We start from the raw sequence: 18,389 nt of genomic DNA, 5'->3' as shown, positions 1-18,389 counted from the left end.
CCGCCAGGCTTTCACAGCCCCATCGCCAAACTTTCAACCGATTCCCACAGCTTCCAGACCATGCGCACAGCCCTACCCTGCTTCGTCTCTCTGCTTCTGGCCTGCGGCCTGGGCGGGTGCGACGACGCCCCGCGCTTCACCCAGGCCGAACCTGGCGAAGCGAACAGCGCGGGCCAGGCCACGGTGCGCAAATTCGACGTCAACGCCTACTCCATGCCTTCGGCCAATCTGTCACCGGTCCGGCGCCTGGATTTCAGCGTGGGCAACAGTTTCTTCCGCAGCCCGTGGGTCATCGCGCCATCCACCACCACCGCGCGCGACGGCCTGGGGCCGCTGTTCAACACCAATGCCTGCCAGAACTGCCACATCAAGGACGGTCGCGGCCACCCGCCCGAGGACGACGCGCTGAGTGCCGTGTCCATGCTGGTACGCCTGTCGCTGCCCGACAGCCCGAACTACCTGCGCGAGATCGAGCGCCTGGGCGTGGTGCCCGAACCGGTCTATGGCACGCAATTGCAGGACATGGCCATCCCCGGTCACGCCCCTGAAGGCAAGGTGCGGGTGACCTACCAGAGCGTGCCGGTGCGCTTCGAGGACGGTACGCAGATCGAACTGCGCAAGCCGCAGCTGCAGATCAGCCAACTGGGCTACGGCGGCCTGCATCCCGATACACGCTTCTCGGCGCGGATCGCGCCACCGATGATCGGTCTGGGCCTGCTCGAAGCGATCAGCGAGCAGGACATCCTGGCCAATGCCCGCCACCAGGCCGAGAGCGCCGGCCCGATCAAGGGTCGGCCCAACCGGGTATGGGACGATGCCCAGAACCGTACCGTGCTCGGCCGCTTCGGCTGGAAAGCCGGGCAGCCCAACCTGAATCAGCAGAATGTGCATGCCTTCTCCGGCGACATGGGGCTTACCACTTCGCTGCGTCCGTTCGATGAGTGCACGGCGGCGCAAACCGCCTGCCGTGGGGCGATCAATGGCAATGGCCCGGGCGGCGAACCCGAAGTCAGTGATAACATTCTGCGCCTGGTGCTGTTCTACACCCGCAACCTGGGCGTACCGGCACGCCGCGACGTCGACTCTGCGCAGGTGCTGGCCGGCAAGAATCTGTTCTACCAGGCTGGCTGTCAGGGTTGCCATGTGGCGCAATACACCACGGCAAGCGACGCCGCGGAACCGGAGTTGCGCAACCAGACGATTCGCCCCTATACCGATCTGCTGCTGCACGACATGGGCCCAGGCTTGGCCGACGGACGCAGCGAGTTCAAGGCCGGCGCACAGGACTGGCGGACGCCGCCGCTGTGGGGCATCGGCTTGAGCGAAACGGTCAGCGGGCACAGCCAGTTCCTTCACGACGGCCGTGCGCGCAACCTGCTCGAGGCCGTGCTGTGGCATGGCGGCGAGGCCGAAGCGGCGAAACAGCAGGTATTGCAATTCGACGACCAGCAGCGCGCAGCGCTGCTGGCGTTCTTGAACTCTCTCTAGATGACTACACGTTTCAGGAGCCTACATGTTCCGTCCCAAGCTGCTCTTCACCGGCCTCGCTGCCCTGGCACTGGGCGCCTGCTCGCCCCAAGACCAGCAAGCCGTCACCAGTGCTGCCATCGCCAAGCAGGTCATCCTGCCGACTTATAGCCGTTGGGTAGAAGCCGATCGGCAACTGGCCGCCAGCGCCCTGGCATTCTGCCAAGGCTCCCAGCCACTGGACGCCGCGCGCGCTGATTTCCTCAAGGCGCAAAAAGCCTGGGCCGAGCTGCAACCCTTGCTGATCGGCCCGCTGGCCGAAGGCAACAAGGCCTGGTCGGTGCAGTTCTGGCCGGACAAGAAAAACCTGGTCGGGCGCCAGGTCGAGCAGCTCGCCAACGCCGAGCAACCCATCGATGCACAGAGCCTGGCCAAGGCCAGCGTGGTGGTGCAGGGCCTTTCGGCGTACGAGTACATCCTTTTCGACAGCAAGCCGGAAATTGCCGATGCCGCGCAGAAGGCTCGCTATTGCCCGCTGCTCACTGCCATCGGCGAGCACCAGAAAGCACTGGCCGAAGAGATTCTCGCCAGTTGGAACAGCGCCGACGGCATGCTTGCGCAGATGACCAAGTTTCCCAACCAGCGCTACGCCGATTCCCACGAGGCCATCGCCGACGTCCTACGGGCCCAGGTCACCGCACTCGACACCCTGAAGAAGAAGCTCGGCGCGCCCATGGGCCGCCTCACCAAGGGCATCGCCCAACCCTACCAGGCCGAAGCCTGGCGCAGCGCCCAGTCGATACACAGCGTGCGTGCCAGTCTGGCGGCCGCGCAGACCGTCTGGGTCGGCGTCGACAACAAGGGCCTGCGCGGCCTGCTGCCCAGCGACCAGAAAGCCTTGGCGGACAAGATCGATGCGGCCTACGCTACGTCCATGAAGCTGCTCGACAGCAACACGCGCAGCCTGGGCGACCTGCTTGGCGACGATGCCGGCAAACAGTTTCTCAACACCCTCTACGACAGCCTCAACGTGCTCCACCGCCTGCACGAAGGCGAGTTGGCCCGCGCCCTGAACATCCAGCTGGGCTTCAATGCCAACGACGGTGACTGACGATGATCGCACGCTCGGCGCAGAAGCTGACCCAAGTGCTGCTCAAGGCCCTCACCCTGGGCAATTGGACACTGTCCAGGCACGCACAGCGTGAACCGCTGTTGCTGTCAGCCCGGGACGATGCCGATGGCGGGCACTACGCCGTGGGTTATCGGCTGGACGGCCGTGAGGTGTTCGCCACCCAGGTCGGCCAACGCTGTCATGACATCGTCGACCACCCGACCTTGCCGGTGGCCCTCTTCGTCGCGCGTCGTCCCGGCACTCAGAGTTACCTGATCGACCTGCGCGATGGGGCGCTGCTGCAAACCCTGGAATCACGCCCTGACCGGCATTTCTATGGCCACGCCGTGATTCACAAGGACGGCGAATGGTTGTATGCCACCGAGAACGACACCACCGATCCAGGCCGTGGTGTGCTGGGTGTCTATCGCTTCGTCGATGGGCGCCTGGTGCACAGCGGCGAGTTGTCCACCCACGGTATCGGCCCGCATCAGGTGTCATGGATGACGGACGGCGAAACCCTGGTGGTGGCCAACGGTGGCATCCGCACCGAAGCCGAAAGCCGGGTCGAGATGAACCTGGACGCCATGCAGCCCAGCCTGGTGATGATGCGTCGCGATGGCACGCTGCTGAGCAAGGAATGTTTGGAGCAGCCGATGAACAGCGTGCGGCATCTGGCGATCAGTGCGGACGATACCGTGTTCGCCTGTCAGCAGTTCATGGGCCCGAGCCACGAGAGCGCCCCGCTGCTGGCCATCAAGCGACCGGGCCAGGCCTTTCAGGCCTTCCCCGTTTCGCTGGAACAATTGCAGTCGATGGGGCACTACACCGCCAGCGTCGCAGTGCACAGCGAGCTGCGCCTGGTGGCACTCACCGCGCCCAGGGCCAACCGTTTCTTCATCTGGGACATGGACAGCGGTGCGGTGAAACACGACGGCACCCTGCCCGATTGCGCGGGCGTCGGTGCCGTGGAAGATGGTTTCGTGGTGACCTCGGGGCAAGGCCGCTGCCGCTACTACGACTGCCGCGCTCCACAGCTGGTGGGAGCGCCGCTGCAACTGCCGTCGGGGCTTTGGGACAATCACCTGTACCTGCACCTGAACGTGGCTTGAATACAGGTGAGCTGGGTGCCTTACCCCTGAGTGCGTACGCCCTGGCTCAGGCCAAGCATGAACAGGATGAAATCCTTGTCCGGAGTGACGGCCATCTGCGCCTTCTGGGAGCGCGGCAACGGACAGTTGCCCTCCCCGTGTGCAGCGCTGAGGATGGCCGAGCGCGGTTGTTCCCACGCTGCTACCGCCGCGGTGGCCACGCCTAGCGCCGCCACCAGAAACAAACCTCGTGCGATTTCTAGTTTCATCACTGTAAACCTTTGATGGAGCTGCCGAATGCCGCCTCATAAAGGTAGATCAGCTTGCGCCAGTCCGGATCACTGAACGACGAATGGCGACGCAGCTGCTTCATGTCGTGTGAGGCGGCCTGCTGAGCGGTCATGCGTTGACGGCACTTCTCCAGGTCCAGCAGCGCCACTTCACCGCGCGCATTGCTACCTTCGCCCGTGACCCGGACGAATACGTGCTTAATGTAGATACAGCTGTGTTGCCAGCGTCCGCGGTGCATGCGCGCCAGGTTGGTCGCCAGGCTCTGCAGGACCTGTTCGTAGACTGCTTCGCCATGACGCTCGCGACCGCCGCCCTGCAACCAATGCTCGAACTCTTCGAAACCGTCCAGCGACTTCGTCACCAGCAGTGCTTGCCACTCGTTGTTCTCGTCGCGCTGGGTGCCACAGAAGATCATCTTCGGCACGGTGACGTCCAGTTGGTAGAGCGCGGTCAACGCATCGCGTTCGCGCAATACCGTGGGACGACCGAACGGGTGCAGCCAGCTGCGATAGATGTGTCCGACCTGACGTTTGACGTAGATCATCTGCCCGTCGGCCGCGAACAGGCGTTGCACGCCGCTTTCGCCGCCACGGCGCACGTTGGGCTCCTCCACCCACGCGCCCTGCTGCCGCCAGTAGTGATCGAAGCCGGCCTTGCCGCTTACCGTGCCTGCCGTCATGCCCTCAACCGCCATCCTGCTTACCCCTTACGTAGAACGTATACTCGCCACATGGCGTACATCGGCAAAAAGTCCAGGCGCTCCTGAATACGGAAACCGGCCTGGATGAACTCCGCTTCCACGGTTGCCGCAGGCAACACGAAGCGGTTCTGATACTCGTCCTGATCGTTGCGCAGACGTCGACGCTGTTCGGCCCGCTCACGCTTCCAGGCCTTGAAGTTGCCGTCGACCCACAGCGACAACACCACGCTGTCACGGGTTACCCGGTGAAACTGCCTGAGAATGGTCAGGCGGTGTTCGGCTTCACCGATGTGGTGCAGCAACCTCATGCAAAAGATGCTGTCTACCGAATTGTCCGGCAGCGCAATATCGAACGCCGAGGTCTGCAACGGCTGAACCCGCTCCACGATCTCCTTGGGTTGCGAGGCGCACGCCGTTTCGACCATCGCCGCCGAATTGTCCGCACCGATGATCACGCGGTTGTGCTTCTCGGCCAGCAGCGGCCAGAAGCGACCGGCACCACATGGCAGGTCCAGCACCAGGCCGGGCTCGCCGACCAGCGCGAGTGCCTTGCGCGCCAGTTGCTCGTCGCGCCTGTGTGACATGCGTCGAGCAAAACTGTTGCGGTGTTTATCAAAATATTTCTGCGCGTGGGCGCGGTCATACTTCTCGGAAAATTCCAACTTGACGGGATCGGACATGGGGCACGCCTCTAGGACAGATGGCGCACACCTTATTCATCCAACCGTCATGGCCAGGTCATGTCACTGTGAAAAATTTGTCAGAAATTTCCTAGGTGATACAGGATATTTCCTACAGTAATGGCACGCGGCAGCTGGAAGCAAGCATCAAGCCAATGCGTGCTTGCCCAATCCAAGTTCAATGGTGAAGCGACAGCCGTGCGGTTCGACAGGCTCCAACTGAACCTGCCAGTCCTGGTCTTCGCAGATGCGCTGAACCAGCGACAACCCCAGGCCCAGCCCCTCTCCGCGCTTTTCAGGGCCGCGCACGAACGGCTGGAACATGGCCTCTCGCTGAGCCTCGGGAATGCCCACGCCGCTGTCTTCCACATGGAAGCTGGTTGCGTCGAGCGTCAGGCGGATGAAGCCTTGGTCGGTGTAATGCAGCGCGTTGCGCAACAAGTTACCCATCACGGCGTGTAGAAAGGTACCGTTGTAGGTCTGCGCCAAAGGCGTTCCAGCAACGAACTCCAGGCTCAGGCCCTTCTTTTCGATCGCCGGTCTCCACTGCGTCATCAGGTCTTCGGCGACCTGCCCCAGGGTGGCTGGTGCCACGCGGCCGCTGTCATCGCGCTGGGCGCGCGCCAGCATCAGGAAAGTCTGCACCAGATCGCGCATGTCCTCGCAGGCGCGCGCGATGCGCTGTACCTGGGCGCGCGATCGCTCGGGCAGTGCCGGATTTTCCAGCAGCAGTTCGCAGGAACTGGCCAATACCATCAGCGGCGTGCGCAATTCATGGCTGACGTCGCTGGTGAACAGGCGCTCGCGGGTCAGTGCATCGCGCAGGCGGCCAAGGGTGGCATCGAAAGCCACGGCCAGCTCACCGACTTCGTCGGCCGTGTAGTCCGGCGCCAGGGGCGGCGCCATGCCGAGGATCTGATCACGATGGCGGACCTGACGCGCCAGGCGCACGACGGGCGCCATGACCTTGCGCGCCAGCACCCAGCCGAGAAAGATCGCCAGGGCCAGGCTGAGAACGAAACCCACCAGTACCACGGCGAACAGCACGCGCTCACGCTCTTCGAAATCGCTCTGGTCCTGCAACAGGGCGTAGCGACGGCCGTCGACCACCTGGATCATCGCGTGGTAGGACAACTTGTCGCGGAACACCTCGTGGAAGCCGACCGGCAAATGTTTCACGTCCGGCGCCAGCTCGAATTCGCCGGGACCTCCATCGTAGTAGAACAACTGGTCGGGCTCGGGACGGTGGCTCCAGTCGGCGCCGTTGTCCATCAGCAGCAGGCGCTGCAGGTCGCCGCCCAGGCCTGCGGAAATCAACCGCTCCTCGACCAGGTGCACGGTGGCCACGATACCGACCGCGAAAGCGCCCGCCACCAGGGCGCTCATCAAGGCAAAAGCGATGATGATGCGTTGTGCGAGGCTCTGCTTAAACTCCATCGCGGCCTTCGGCGAGGCGGTAACCCACGCCATGCACGGTGTGAAGCAGGGGCTTGTCGAACGGTTTGTCGATCACCTGACGCAACTGGTGGACGTGACTGCGCAAGCTGTCGCTGTCGGGGCAGTCATCGCCCCACAGAGCTTCTTCCAGCACTTCGCGGCGCAGCACATGGGGGCTCTTCTGCATCAGCACGGCGAGCAGCTTGAGGCCCACCGGGTTGAGCTTGAGCAGGCGGCCCTCGCGGGTGACTTCGAGGGTGTCGAGGTCGTAGATCAGATCGCCGACCTGCAGCGAGCGACGACCACCGCCCTGGGCACGGCGCAGGACCGCTTCGATGCGCGCCGCCAACTCGGACAGCGCGAACGGCTTGAGCAGGTAGTCGTCGGCACCTGAACGAAAGCCCTGCAGGCGGTCATCGAGCTGATCGCGTGCAGTGAGCATGATCACCGGCGTATCGCGTCGGGCATCCTCTCGCAGGCGTTTGCACAGCGTATAGCCGTCGATGCCCGGGAGCATGATGTCGAGCACGATCAGGTCGTAATGTTCGGTGGCCGCCAGGTGCAGGCCGGACAGACCGTCCTGGGCGCAGTCGACGGTGTAGCCTTTCATACCCAGGTAATCGGCCAGGTTGGCCAGGATGTCGCGGTTGTCTTCAACCAATAGGATTCGCATGGGCAGATCTCCGAGTGCTGCTGTCGCCCCGACGGGGCTCGCGCAGCTTATAGGCTGGGCGGGCATAAAAAAACCCCGGCCATGACTGGCCGGGGTTTTTCTTACCTGTAAACAAGTAGAGCGCGAGGGCTCGCTTACATCATGCCGCCCATGCCACCCATGCCGCCCATGTCTGGCATGCCGCCGCCAGCTGCGCCTTCGGCTTTCGGCTTGTCAGCAATGGCTGCTTCGGTCGTCAGGATCAGACCACCGATGGAAGCTGCAGCCTGCAATGCCGAACGGGTCACCTTGGTAGGATCCAGGATACCCATTTCGATCATGTCGCCGTAGACGCCAGTTGCAGCATTGTAACCGTAGTTACCTGCGCCGTTCTTGACTTCGTTGACCACAACGCTTGGCTCGTCGCCGGAGTTGGCAGCGATCTGGCGCAGCGGTGCTTCGACTGCGCGACGCAGTACAGCGATACCGACGTTCTGGTCGGCGTTGTCGCCGGTCAGGTTGGTCAGCGCTTCCAGAGCACGGATCAGCGCAACGCCACCGCCAGGAACCACACCTTCTTCGACGGCTGCGCGGGTTGCGTGCAGGGCGTCTTCAACGCGGGCTTTCTTCTCTTTCATTTCAACTTCGGAACCAGCGCCTACCTTGATCACTGCAACGCCGCCAGACAGCTTGGCCAGACGTTCCTGCAGTTTTTCACGGTCGTAGTCCGAGGAAGTTTCGCCAATCTGCTGACGAATCTGGTTGATACGGGACTGGATGTCGCCTTCAACGCCAGCACCGTCAACGATGATGGTGTTTTCCTTGGAGATGGTCACGCGCTTGGCGCTGCCCAGGTTCTCCAGGGTGGCACTTTCCAGGCTCAGGCCGATCTCTTCGGAGATGACGGTGCCGCCGGTCAATACGGCGATGTCCTGCAGCATGGACTTGCGACGGTCACCGAAGCCAGGCGCCTTGACGGCAGCGACTTTGACGATACCGCGCATGTTGTTCACGACCAGAGTCGCCAGGGCTTCGCCTTCGACGTCTTCGGAAACGATCAGCAGCGGACGGCCGGCCTTGGCAACGGCTTCCAGCACCGGCAGCATTTCGCGGATGTTGGAGATTTTCTTGTCGACCAGCAGGATCAGCGGGCTGTCCAGCTCGGCAACCATGGTTTCCGGCTTGTTGACGAAGTACGGCGACAGGTAGCCACGATCGAACTGCATGCCTTCTACGACCGACAGTTCGTTTTCCAGGCCAGTGCCTTCTTCAACGGTGATCACGCCTTCTTTACCGACTTTTTCCATGGCTTCGGCAATGATGTCGCCGATGGAGCTGTCGGAGTTGGCGGAGATGGTGCCGACCTGAGCGATAGCCTTGGTATCGGCACATGGCTTGGACAGGTTTTTCAGCTCAGCAACGACGGCGATGGTCGCTTTGTCGATGCCGCGCTTGAGGTCCATCGGGTTCATGCCAGCAGCGACGGCCTTGTAGCCTTCGTTGACAATGGCTTGAGCCAGAACGGTAGCGGTAGTGGTGCCGTCGCCTGCGTCATCGTTGGCACGGGAGGCAACGTCTTTGACCAGCTGCGCGCCCATGTTTTCGAAACGGTCTTCGAGCTCGATTTCCTTGGCAACGGAAACGCCGTCCTTGGTGATGGTCGGAGCGCCGAAGCTTTTCTCGATGATCACGTTACGGCCTTTCGGGCCCAGGGTCGCTTTTACCGCGTCAGCCAGGACGTTGACGCCAGTGAGCATTTTCTTGCGGGCGGAGTCGCCGAATTTAACTTCTTTAGCAGCCATGATCGATTTCCTTGAATACTGGGGAGTAACGGGCGTTCAGCGGTATCAGCCTTCGACGACGGCGAGAATCTCGTTCTCGCTCATCACCAGCAGGTCTTCACCGTCGACCTTGACGGTGTTGCTGCCCGAGTAAGGGCCGAAGACCACCTTGTCACCCACCTTGACGGCCAGCGCGCGGACTTCGCCGCTATCCAGGATCTTGCCGGTGCCCACTGCGACGATTTCGCCACGGTTGGGTTTTTCAGCGGCCGAACCTGGCAGAACGATACCGCCAGCGGTTTTGGACTCTTCTTCGCTGCGACGGATAACGACGCGGTCATGCAGAGGGCGAAGCTTCATTGTCGATCTCTCCTAATTATGGTTTTCATCGGCCGGTGTGTACCGGCGGCGTGGATCTTCCGGCGTAACCGGTCGCGTCTTGCAGTGCAAGACGCGGAAACATGTGTGGCGCTGATGCCACAAACCTTGCGGTGACCCATACATGAGGTCGGCGCGCGGGATTACAAGGGCCAGGGTGAAAAATTTCCATGCCGACGACCAAAAGAAACGGCGCCCGAAGGCGCCGTGGACAAGCTGCAAGGCACTTTTCAGCGATCGGTACGCCCTGTTTCGCGTCCGACCACTTCGCCTTCTATGACCTCGCCTTCGATCACATGGGCGCGGTAGGCCTGGGTCGAACCACCCGGGGGTGGCATGTCATCGGCGAACGCGCGCTGGCGCATGGCCTGCGCCTGGGCCCGCTCACGCACCTTGCGGATCAGGAAATGCCGGGTGAAGGGCAGCAGGCACAGCACGCCGAACACATCGGTGATGAAGCCGGGCACGATCAGCAGGACACCGCCCATTGCAGTGACCAGGCCATTGAACATCTGCTCGGCAGGCAGTTCGCCACGCTGCAGGCTGGCGCGGGTGCGCAGGACCGTGGCCAGACCGGCCACGCGCATCACCAGCACACCCAGCACCGAGCCGGCAATGATGAGCAACAGCGCGGGGAAAAACCCGATCGCGGTGCTCACCTTGAAGAAGACGTACAGTTCCAATACGGGGAACAACAGGAACAGCAATAGAAAAGCGCGCATCAAATGGTTTCCTCTACGGAAGAATGCCTTCCAGTAGACCCTAGATGACGTCAATAAATCGTTAATTCAAGGCAGGGGCGAATCGATGGCACCGCACATGTCCGCAAAACCCGCGTCACTCGCGGCCTCGCGGACATGTGTCGGCGTATTGCAGGGTTACCAGGCGACGCCGAAACCGGCCGTGTAACGGGTGCTGTCGAGGTCGGCGCCACTGGTGCCGCTGACCAGATCCTTCTCGGCCTTGAGGTTGAGCGAAGCCCACTCGGTGACCTTGTAGCGCAGGCCCACTTCGGCATCCAGGCTGTAATCGGCCACGTTGCTGATCGGCTTGCCCAGTTCGCCGTTGGTGAAGAACTCCACCGTCTTGCCGATCAGGTAGCGGTTGTAGTCCCACTTCATGGCCACGGAGTAGAAGTTGTCCTTGTCGCCGTCGGCGTATTGGAAGTCGGTGCGGTTGAACAGGCCGCCCAGCGAGAACGCCCCGAGCTCGTCATCCCAGAACTGGTAGCCAGGGCCGGTACCGATGGTGCGCTGGCGCTCCAGGTCTTCGATCTTGTCGCGCTTGTAATCCAGGCGCCCCTGCCAGAACCACTGATCGGTGAAGAAGCGGTCGAGGGAGTATTCCAAGGCGAAATTGTCGGTGGTGACAACGCTGTCCTGGGACTCGCGGTTGTACTCGCCCGAGCCGATGTGGCGCCACTTGCCGTGCCGGGCGGTGGTCTTGAAGGCGACGTTATAGTCGTCGGTATCGGTTTCGGCGCGCTTGTAGTCCAGGCCCATGTCGACATTGCCCTTGATCTGCAGGTCCGTGACCACGGGCTTGGGCTTGATGATCTGCTGGATGCTGGCCAGTTCGACGGTCTTGGGCGCCTCACCGTTCTGCAGGATGACCTTGCCATCTTCGGCGGCTTTGATCGACTTGGGCTTCTCGCCCATGTAGTCATCCTGCTTGACCAGCAGCTCCTGATCGCTCTCCATGGTCTTGATCTGTTTCCAGTCCAGCGGAATCGATCCACCGTATTCGGTCTTGATCATCAACTTGCCACCGTCGAACACGGTAATCTTGCCGGAGATGCGGTCACCGTTTTTCAGCCAGACCGTATCGGCAAAGGTCAGGGTAGACGTGGAAGCCAAGGCAAGGCACAGCAGGGTTCTAGGCAACATAGGCAGATTCTGGGGGCTCTGATGTGTAGGAAATGCGGCATTATTCGGTAGGACTACATCCGAGCAAGGACAGACCCGCAGATGACAGACGAGTTCAATTCTCAACTGCAAAATAACCGCGAACAAGCCGCGGCCGTTCGCCGCACCGCGCTGTACACCGTGCTGGCCCAGGTGCCAGAAGGCAAAGTCGTGACCTATGGGCAGCTCGCCGAACTGGCCATGCTCGGTCGCGCGGCACGTTGGGTCGGGCGAACCTTGAGCCAACTGCCGGACGGCACCCGTCTGCCCTGGCACCGCGTGGTTGCCGCCGGCGGGCGGCTGAGCCTGGAAGCGGGAACGTCCAGCGGCGCCGAACAACGGGCGCGCCTGCGCAGCGAAGGCGTACTGATCATGAAGAATCGCGTGGATATGGCACGCCATGGCTGGCGTCCGGAGCAAGCATGCGGTTAGAGTGCGCGCTTTGTTTCGCAAACTGAGGCAGATTCCAGCCCATGCCCCGTAAAACCTGGCGCGCCGCGCTCGCCGCTTATGCCAGCCCTTCCACCGTTGTGCTTCTGCTGCTCGGTTTCGCTGCCGGCCTGCCGTACATGCTGGTGTTCTCGACCCTCTCGGTGTGGTTGCGTGAAGCGGGCGTCGCCCGTGAAACCATCGGCTATGCCAGCCTCATCGGCCTGGCCTATGCCTTCAAGTGGGTGTGGTCGCCGCTGCTCGACCAATGGCGGTTGCCGCTGCTCGGCAAGCTGGGGCGACGGCGCTCCTGGCTGGTGCTGGCACAGGCACTGGTGATTCTGGGCCTGGTGGGCATGAGTTTCTGCGACCCGCAAAAACATCTGTCGTGGTTGATCGCCATCGCCGTCGTGGTCGCGTTCGCCTCGGCCACCCAGGACATCGCCGTGGATGCCTACCGCCTGGAGATCGCCGAAGATCAGCGCCAGGCTGCCCTCGCTGCCAGCTACATGGCCGGCTACCGTGTGGCCGCGCTGCTGGCCACCGCCGGTGCCCTGTATTTCGCCGAAGGCTTCGGCTCCACGGGATTTGCCTATCTGCATCAGGCCTGGGCCAACACCTACCTGCTGTTCGGCTTGTTGATGGTGCCAGCACTGATCCCCACCCTGGTCATGCGTGAACCGCCAGTGGCCCTGCGCACGCAATTGTCGGCGGCGCGCTATGGCTTCAGCCATCAATTGATGTCGGTGTTCGTGCTGATCGTGCTGCTGGTGTCGGTACCGGCCATGTTCACCCAGCTGTACAACACCGATTTCGCCAGCGTGCTGTTCGGCAGCCAGAGCCTGATCGACCTGCTGCTCGAAGACCGGGCATTTCTGCGTGCCCTGCTCTACATCATTCTGACCGCCGCGTGCCTGTCGTCGGTCGGTCGCCGCGGGCTGGCGCCGGTGCTGACCCCGGTCAACGACTTCATTCTGCGCTACCGCTGGCAAGCCTTGCTGCTGCTGGGGCTGATCGCGACCTATCGGATGTCCGATACGGTCATGGGGGTCATGGCCAACGTGTTCTACATCGACCAGGGCTTCACCAAGGACCAGATCGCCAGCGTCAGCAAGATCTTCGGCCTGATCATGACCCTGCTCGGCGCCGGCTTCGGCGGCTTGCTGATCGTGCGCTTCGGCATCTTGCCGATCCTGTTCATCGGGGGGATCACGTCGGCCGGGACCAACCTGCTGTTCCTGATGCTGGCCGACATGGGGCCGAACCTGAAGATGCTGGTGTTGACCATCTCGCTGGACAATTTCAGTTCCGGCCTGGCCACCTCGGCCTTCGTCGCCTACCTGTCGAGCCTGACCAACCTCAAGTTCTCGGCCACCCAATATGCGCTGCTGAGCTCGATCATGCTCCTGCTGCCGCGCCTGATCGGCGGTTATTCAGGGGTCATGGTCGAGAAATTCGGCTATCACAACTTCTTCCTGATCACCGCCCTGCTCGGCGTGCCGACGCTGCTGCTGATCGCCCTGCACTGGAAGCAGGAGAATGCGCGCATCGCCCGCGAGGGGCCCGACGAAGAAGCGACGTGACAAAAAAAGCCCCGGCCATGACGACCGGGGCTTTTTCGTTACGCCTCGCAAGACGGCTCAGCCTGGCTGCTTGGCTTCTTCCTGCATCACGCGGATGACCCGCTGCGGGAACGGAATATCGATACCCTCGGCGCGCAAGCGATCGCGAATCTCGCCATTGAGCATGTTGGTCACCCCACCGAAGTCGCCGGTGTTCACCCATATGCGCAGGGACACGGTGATCGAACTGTCGCCCAAGGCGGCCACCACGGCTTCGGGTGCCGGCGTCTGCAACACGCGCGGGTCCTTGGCCAGGTCCAGCAGGATCTCGCGGGCCTTCTGCAGGTCGGCGTCGTAGTCCACGCCGATGTCGAAGGTGATCTTGCGCGTGGGCTGACGGTTGGTGTTGGTGATGATGCCGTTGGACAGGTTGCCGTTGGGCAGGATCACCGTGCGGTTGTCGCCGGTGCGCAATACGGTGTGAAAGATCTGGATGGAGTCGACGGTACCGCTCACACCCTGAGCTTCGATCCAGTCACCGATGCGGAAAGGACGAAACAGCAGGATCAGCACGCCGCCAGCGAAGTTCGCCAGGCTGCCTTGCAGAGCCAGGCCGATGGCCACGGTCGCACCACCGATGGCAGCGACGAACGAAGTGGTTTCGATGCCGATGGTCGAGGCGACACTGACCAACAGCAGAATCTTCAGAACAACGTTGGCCAAGGTGCCGATGAAACGCTGCAACGCCAGGTCGATATGCCGCAACGCCAAGAGTTTCTGCAGGCTGGCGGTGACCCTGTTGATCAGCCACCACCCTACACACAGCACCACCAGCGCCAGGACGACCTTGCTGGCATATTGCATGACCATCGGAATCCAGGCTTGTGAAGCCTTTACCAGATGATCGACTTCTGCGTTCAAATCCATGAGGTTCTCCTACCACCGTAATACACGTATGCCCCCGACCACATGGGATCGCGTCCCTCGGGGGCACCTGCTCCGACGCCTCGGGCAGCCCAAGGTTTCATCAATCGCGGAAGTTGTTGAACTGCAGGGGCATGCCGAATTCCTTGGCGCGCAGGGCGGCAATCGCCTCCTGCAGGTCATCGCGCTTCTTGCCGGTGATGCGCACCTGCTCACCCTGGATGGCCGCCTGCACCTTGAGCTTGGCATCCTTGACGTGGGCGACGATCTTCTTCGCCAGTTCCTTTTCGATGCCTTCGCGCAGCACGGCTTCCTGCTTCATTTCCTTGCCCGAGGCATAGGCGTCCTTGATCTCGAGGCACTGCACGTCGATCTTGCGCTTGACCAGGGCCATCTTGAGGATCTCGATCATGGCTTCGAGCTGGAACTCGGCTTCGGCGGTCAGGGTGACCGTGAGGTCCTTGAAGGCGAAGCTGCCTTTGCCTTTGAGGTCGTAACGGCGATCCAGCTCCTTGATGGCGTTGTCGACCGCGTTGGTGACTTCGTGCTTGTCCAACTCGGACACTACGTCGAACGAGGGCATGTGTTTTCTCCGGAAAATGATCGGCGGCTCGTTGGAAGAAGGAGCGCGCCTGGCTTGACGATTGAAATGCCCGCTCATTATAAGGGAGCCGGCATTGTGAAAGGCCACCTGCGGCTTGAATTCAGGCGCGGGTCATCCATTTTTCGAGCGAGTCTGCGATGCGCGAGCAACACCCTACCCATGATCCTGCGACCGAGCAGCCAGTGGATCGGACCTGGCATGTGCTGGGCGTCGGCAGCCTGGGCGTGTTGTGGGCGTGCCGACTGGCTCGTGCCGGTGTGCCGGTGCATCTGCTGCTGCGCGATGCCGCACGGGTGCAGGCGTACCTCCAGGCCGGTGGGCTGAGCTTGACCGAAGGCGCGCAGACCCATGTTCACCTGCTACCCGCCACGAGCGTCGCCGGTGATGGACCGATCACGCGTCTGCTGCTGGCGTGCAAGGCTTACGATGCGCAGGCGGCCGTCGCCAGTGTCGCCGCGCGCCTGGTGCCGGGCGCCGAAGGGATCCTGTTGCAGAACGGCATGGGCAGTCAGCAAGCGGTAGCGCGGATGCTGCCGCACACACGCTGCATCTATGCTTCGACGACCGAAGGGGCCTATCGCGCTGGTGACTTCCAGGCGGTCTTCGCCGGGCAGGGACTGACCTGGCTGGGTGATGCCGACCCAAACTGCGCAGAGGCTCCGACGGCGCTGCTGGCCGACCTGGCTCGGGCTGGCATCGCGCATCAGTGGACAGACGCTATCGAATCGCGCCTGTGGCGCAAGCTGGCCCTCAACTGCGCGATCAATCCGCTGACCGTGTTGTATGGCTGTCGCAACGGGGCGTTGGCCGATCACCCTGACGAAGTGACCGCGCTGTGCGCCGAGCTGGCACGACTGCTGCGAGCGTGTGGCCAGGCAGACGCCGCCGACGGGCTGCATGAAGAGGTGCTAAGGGTCATCCAGGCGACGGCTGCCAACTACTCTTCGATGTATCAGGACGTCGACCAGGGTCGCCGAACCGAGGTCGACTACCTGCTGGGCTATGCCTGCGCTGCGGCGCTTGATCGGCAGTGCGAGGTGCCGGGTCTACACACATTGCAGGCACGACTGATCAAGGCCCTGCACAAGCCCTGAAGCCGCGTTGCCTCTTTCGCGGCCGCAGACCGCTCCTACAGGAGGCTCGCACGTCCGGTAAGAGCGGTCATCGGCTGGGAAACACGGAAACGGCTCCCGCAGGTACGCTCTCTGTAGGAGCGGTCATCGGCCGCGAAACGGGCGACACGATGTGTCAGGCAAATCACAGTACCTGCTCCCCGGCCAATAAGCGCTCTCACGGTGCCTGCAGCACACTTTGCTACACTGCGGCTCTGCCCTGCACTGCCTTGGAAGCGATCACACCCATGCCCCTGCGCCAGAGACTCGAGAACCTGCCGGTTGGCCAGAAACTGCTGGCCGCCCTGCTGGTGCTGTTGACCACCGTGCTGCTGGTCGCCAACCTGACGTTCATCAGCGCGGCCTATTGGATCTCCCAGGAGAGCATGGCACCCCAGGCCCTGCAAACCATTGGCCGGCTGCTGGCCAACCCCAGCCTCGCGCAGCGGGCGGTGGGCTCGCCGCAGGAAGCCGAGGCCCTGCTCGAAGAACTCAATGGCTATTCGCCACTGCGCGCCGCCGCCATCTACGATGCCCAGGGCGAGCGCCTGGCCCAGTTGCAGCACGGCGATCGATTGAAGATGCCCGCGCGCTTCGACAGCATCGAAAGCTGGCGTTCCACCGAATTCCGCAGCACCCAGTTGGTGCCACTGCCCAACGCCGGCCATCTGTTGCTGGTGGCCAGCAGCGAGCTGCCCGTGGCGTTCTACACCGGCACCCTCACTGCGAGCCTCGGCATCCTGGTGTTCAGCGTGCTGTTGTGGCTGGTCATCGCCCGGCAGATCAAGCGCCTGATCACCCAGCCCATCTATCGCCTCGAAGAACTGTCGCGCCAGGTCACCCGCGAGGAGAACTACGCCCTGCGCGCAGGCCGCGGCAACCATGACGAGATCGGCAGTCTGGCGGAAGCCTTCAACACCATGCTTTCGCGCATCGAGGCGCGCGAACAGCAGCTCAAGCGAGCCCGCGACGAGTCTCAGGCGGCCTACGACCAGGCCCAGGGACTGGCCGAGGAAACCCGCCACACCAACCGCAAGCTCGAACTTGAAGTCCAGGTGCGCAGCAAGATCGAAAAGAAGCTCACCGGTTTCCAGAACTACCTCAACAGCATCATCGACTCCATGCCGTCGGCACTCATCGCCCTCGACGAGCAACTGTACGTCACCCAATGGAACCAGGAGGCCAGCGCCCTTTCCGGCACGCCGCTGGACGAGGCGCTGAACCAGCCGATCTTTCTCGCGTTCGCCCCACTCAAGCCGTTCCTGCCGCAACTCAAGACCACCGTCGAACAGCACACGGTGGCCAAGATCGAGCGGGTGACCTGGGTCAAGGACGACACGCCCCGCCATTACGCGCTGACCTTCTACCCGCTGATGGGCGGTGCCGGCCGCGGGGTGGTGATTCGCATCGACGACATCACCCAGCGCCTGTCGCTGGAAGAAATGATGGTGCAGTCGGAAAAGATGCTTTCGGTCGGCGGCCTCGCAGCGGGGATGGCCCACGAGATCAACAACCCCCTGGGCGCGATCCTGCACAACGTGCAGAACGTCAGGCGGCGGCTTTCGGCCGACCTGCCGAAGAACCTCGAACAAGCCAGCGACGCCGGTATCGATCTGGCCGCGGTGAACGCCTACCTGCAAGGACGAGAAATTCCGCAGCTGCTCGACGGCATCCAGCAGGCTGGCGCACGGGCCGCGAAGATCGTCACCCACATGCTCAGCTTCAGCCGCCGCAGCACTCGGGAAATGGCGCCCTGCGAGCTGCCGGCGCTGATCGATCAAGCCGTGGAAATCGCCGGCAACGACTTCGACCTGGCGATCGGCTTCGACTTCAAGGGGCAGAACATCGTGCGCCAGTTCGACCCGGCGCTGGGTCCGGTGCCTGGCACGGCCAACGAACTGGAACAGGTGCTGCTCAACCTGCTGAAGAATGCCGCCCAGGCCATTCATCAACGCAGCGACGAACAGGAACCGGGACGCATCACCCTGCGCACGCGACTGAACCCGCCATGGGCTGAAATCCAGGTCGAAGACAACGGCGTGGGGATGCCCGAGAGCGTGCGCAAGCGCATCTTCGAACCGTTCTTCACCACCAAGGAGATCGGCCAGGGCACCGGGCTGGGTCTGTCGGTGTCGTATTTCATCATCACCAACAACCACAAGGGCCAGATGGAAGTGCAATCCAGCCCCGGCCAGGGCACCTGCTTCACGCTGCGCCTGCCATTGGCCGGCAATCCGCTGCCCCTCACCACCACGGAGATATGAAC

18 protein-coding genes are annotated in these 18,389 nt (G+C 62.5%); 7 read left to right on the top strand and 11 right to left on the bottom strand.

Annotated features, from left to right (window positions below; translation table 11 throughout):
- Positions 1-60 precede the first annotated feature (60 nt).
- From AC788_RS10820 to AC788_RS10810, 3 genes are read left to right on the top strand one after another with little or no spacing between them, the layout of a single operon-like run.
- Positions 61-1,488, top strand: coding sequence for a di-heme oxidoreductase family protein (locus AC788_RS10820; protein WP_049860647.1), 1,428 nt, complete (start codon positions 61-63; stop codon positions 1,486-1,488).
- A gap of 25 nt (positions 1,489-1,513) precedes the next feature.
- Positions 1,514-2,578: an imelysin family protein gene (locus AC788_RS10815; protein WP_049860646.1), complete on the top strand. Its 1,065-nt coding sequence runs from the start codon at positions 1,514-1,516 to the stop codon at positions 2,576-2,578.
- Between the two features lie 2 nt (positions 2,579-2,580).
- Positions 2,581-3,690: a DUF1513 domain-containing protein gene (locus AC788_RS10810; RefSeq protein ID WP_049860645.1), complete on the top strand. Its 1,110-nt coding sequence runs from the start codon at positions 2,581-2,583 to the stop codon at positions 3,688-3,690.
- Positions 3,691-3,710: 20 nt separating this feature from the next.
- Here the strand turns inward: AC788_RS10810 and AC788_RS10805 are convergent, their stop codons facing one another.
- From AC788_RS10805 to AC788_RS10765, 9 genes are all read right to left on the bottom strand, one after another.
- On the bottom strand, positions 3,711-3,938 hold the full coding sequence (locus AC788_RS10805) for a hypothetical protein (RefSeq protein WP_049860644.1): 228 nt from the start codon (positions 3,936-3,938) through the stop codon (positions 3,711-3,713).
- Positions 3,938-4,654, bottom strand: a complete 717-nt coding sequence (locus AC788_RS10800; protein ID WP_049860643.1) for a lipopolysaccharide kinase InaA family protein — start codon at positions 4,652-4,654, stop codon at positions 3,938-3,940. Before AC788_RS10800 ends, AC788_RS10805 begins: the two co-directional genes overlap by 1 nt.
- A gap of 5 nt (positions 4,655-4,659) precedes the next feature.
- Entirely contained in the window at positions 4,660-5,340 is a 681-nt protein-coding gene (locus AC788_RS10795; RefSeq protein ID WP_049860642.1) for a class I SAM-dependent methyltransferase, read from the bottom strand.
- Positions 5,341-5,487: 147 nt separating this feature from the next.
- Positions 5,488-6,777, bottom strand: a complete 1,290-nt coding sequence (locus AC788_RS10790; protein WP_049860641.1) for a sensor histidine kinase — start codon at positions 6,775-6,777, stop codon at positions 5,488-5,490.
- On the bottom strand, positions 6,767-7,450 hold the full coding sequence (colR, locus tag AC788_RS10785) for a two-component system response regulator ColR (protein WP_043186890.1): 684 nt from the start codon (positions 7,448-7,450) through the stop codon (positions 6,767-6,769). The genes AC788_RS10790 and colR overlap by 11 nt, the downstream gene beginning before the upstream one ends.
- 134 nt (positions 7,451-7,584) lie before the next feature.
- A complete protein-coding gene (gene groL, locus AC788_RS10780) occupies positions 7,585-9,231 on the bottom strand; it encodes a chaperonin GroEL (protein ID WP_049860640.1) in 1,647 nt (548 codons plus the stop codon).
- A 45-nt stretch (positions 9,232-9,276) separates the two neighbouring features.
- A complete protein-coding gene (locus tag AC788_RS10775) occupies positions 9,277-9,570 on the bottom strand; it encodes a co-chaperone GroES (protein WP_043186886.1) in 294 nt (97 codons plus the stop codon).
- A 248-nt stretch (positions 9,571-9,818) separates the two neighbouring features.
- On the bottom strand, positions 9,819-10,310 hold the full coding sequence (locus AC788_RS10770) for an FxsA family protein (protein WP_049860639.1): 492 nt from the start codon (positions 10,308-10,310) through the stop codon (positions 9,819-9,821).
- Between the two features lie 156 nt (positions 10,311-10,466).
- Complete coding sequence (locus AC788_RS10765; protein ID WP_049860638.1) at positions 10,467-11,474, bottom strand: DUF481 domain-containing protein; 1,008 nt, start codon at positions 11,472-11,474, stop codon at positions 10,467-10,469.
- A gap of 81 nt (positions 11,475-11,555) precedes the next feature.
- On the opposite strand from AC788_RS10765, the gene AC788_RS10760 reads away from it, so the two are divergent.
- Complete coding sequence (locus AC788_RS10760) at positions 11,556-11,924, top strand: MGMT family protein (RefSeq protein WP_049860637.1); 369 nt, start codon at positions 11,556-11,558, stop codon at positions 11,922-11,924.
- Positions 11,925-11,965: 41 nt separating this feature from the next.
- Complete coding sequence (locus AC788_RS10755) at positions 11,966-13,504, top strand: AmpG family muropeptide MFS transporter (RefSeq protein ID WP_049860636.1); 1,539 nt, start codon at positions 11,966-11,968, stop codon at positions 13,502-13,504.
- Positions 13,505-13,561: 57 nt separating this feature from the next.
- Here the strand turns inward: AC788_RS10755 and AC788_RS10750 are convergent, their stop codons facing one another.
- Positions 13,562-14,410: a mechanosensitive ion channel family protein gene (locus AC788_RS10750; RefSeq protein WP_049860635.1), complete on the bottom strand. Its 849-nt coding sequence runs from the start codon at positions 14,408-14,410 to the stop codon at positions 13,562-13,564.
- A gap of 100 nt (positions 14,411-14,510) precedes the next feature.
- The gene (locus AC788_RS10745; RefSeq protein WP_049860634.1) at positions 14,511-14,990 is read right to left on the bottom strand and encodes a YajQ family cyclic di-GMP-binding protein; all 480 of its coding nucleotides are present in this window, start codon (positions 14,988-14,990) and stop codon (positions 14,511-14,513) included.
- Between the two features lie 203 nt (positions 14,991-15,193).
- On the opposite strand from AC788_RS10745, the gene AC788_RS10740 reads away from it, so the two are divergent.
- Together AC788_RS10740 and AC788_RS10735 are read left to right on the top strand one after the other, a co-directional pair.
- Positions 15,194-16,105, top strand: coding sequence for a putative 2-dehydropantoate 2-reductase (locus tag AC788_RS10740; protein WP_152965739.1), 912 nt, complete (start codon positions 15,194-15,196; stop codon positions 16,103-16,105).
- A 266-nt stretch (positions 16,106-16,371) separates the two neighbouring features.
- Positions 16,372-18,387 (top strand): ATP-binding protein, encoded by a 2,016-nt coding sequence (locus AC788_RS10735; protein WP_049860632.1) that lies wholly within the window; start codon positions 16,372-16,374, stop codon positions 18,385-18,387.
- Positions 18,388-18,389: the final 2 nt, after the last annotated feature.

Origin of the sequence: Pseudomonas sp. RIT-PI-a (assembly GCF_001187875.1) — a bacterium.
Classification (GTDB): domain Bacteria; phylum Pseudomonadota; class Gammaproteobacteria; order Pseudomonadales; family Pseudomonadaceae; genus Aquipseudomonas; species Aquipseudomonas coleopterorum.
The sequence above is the reverse complement of the archived record's forward strand: the minus strand, read 5'-3'. Positions and strand labels throughout refer to the sequence as shown.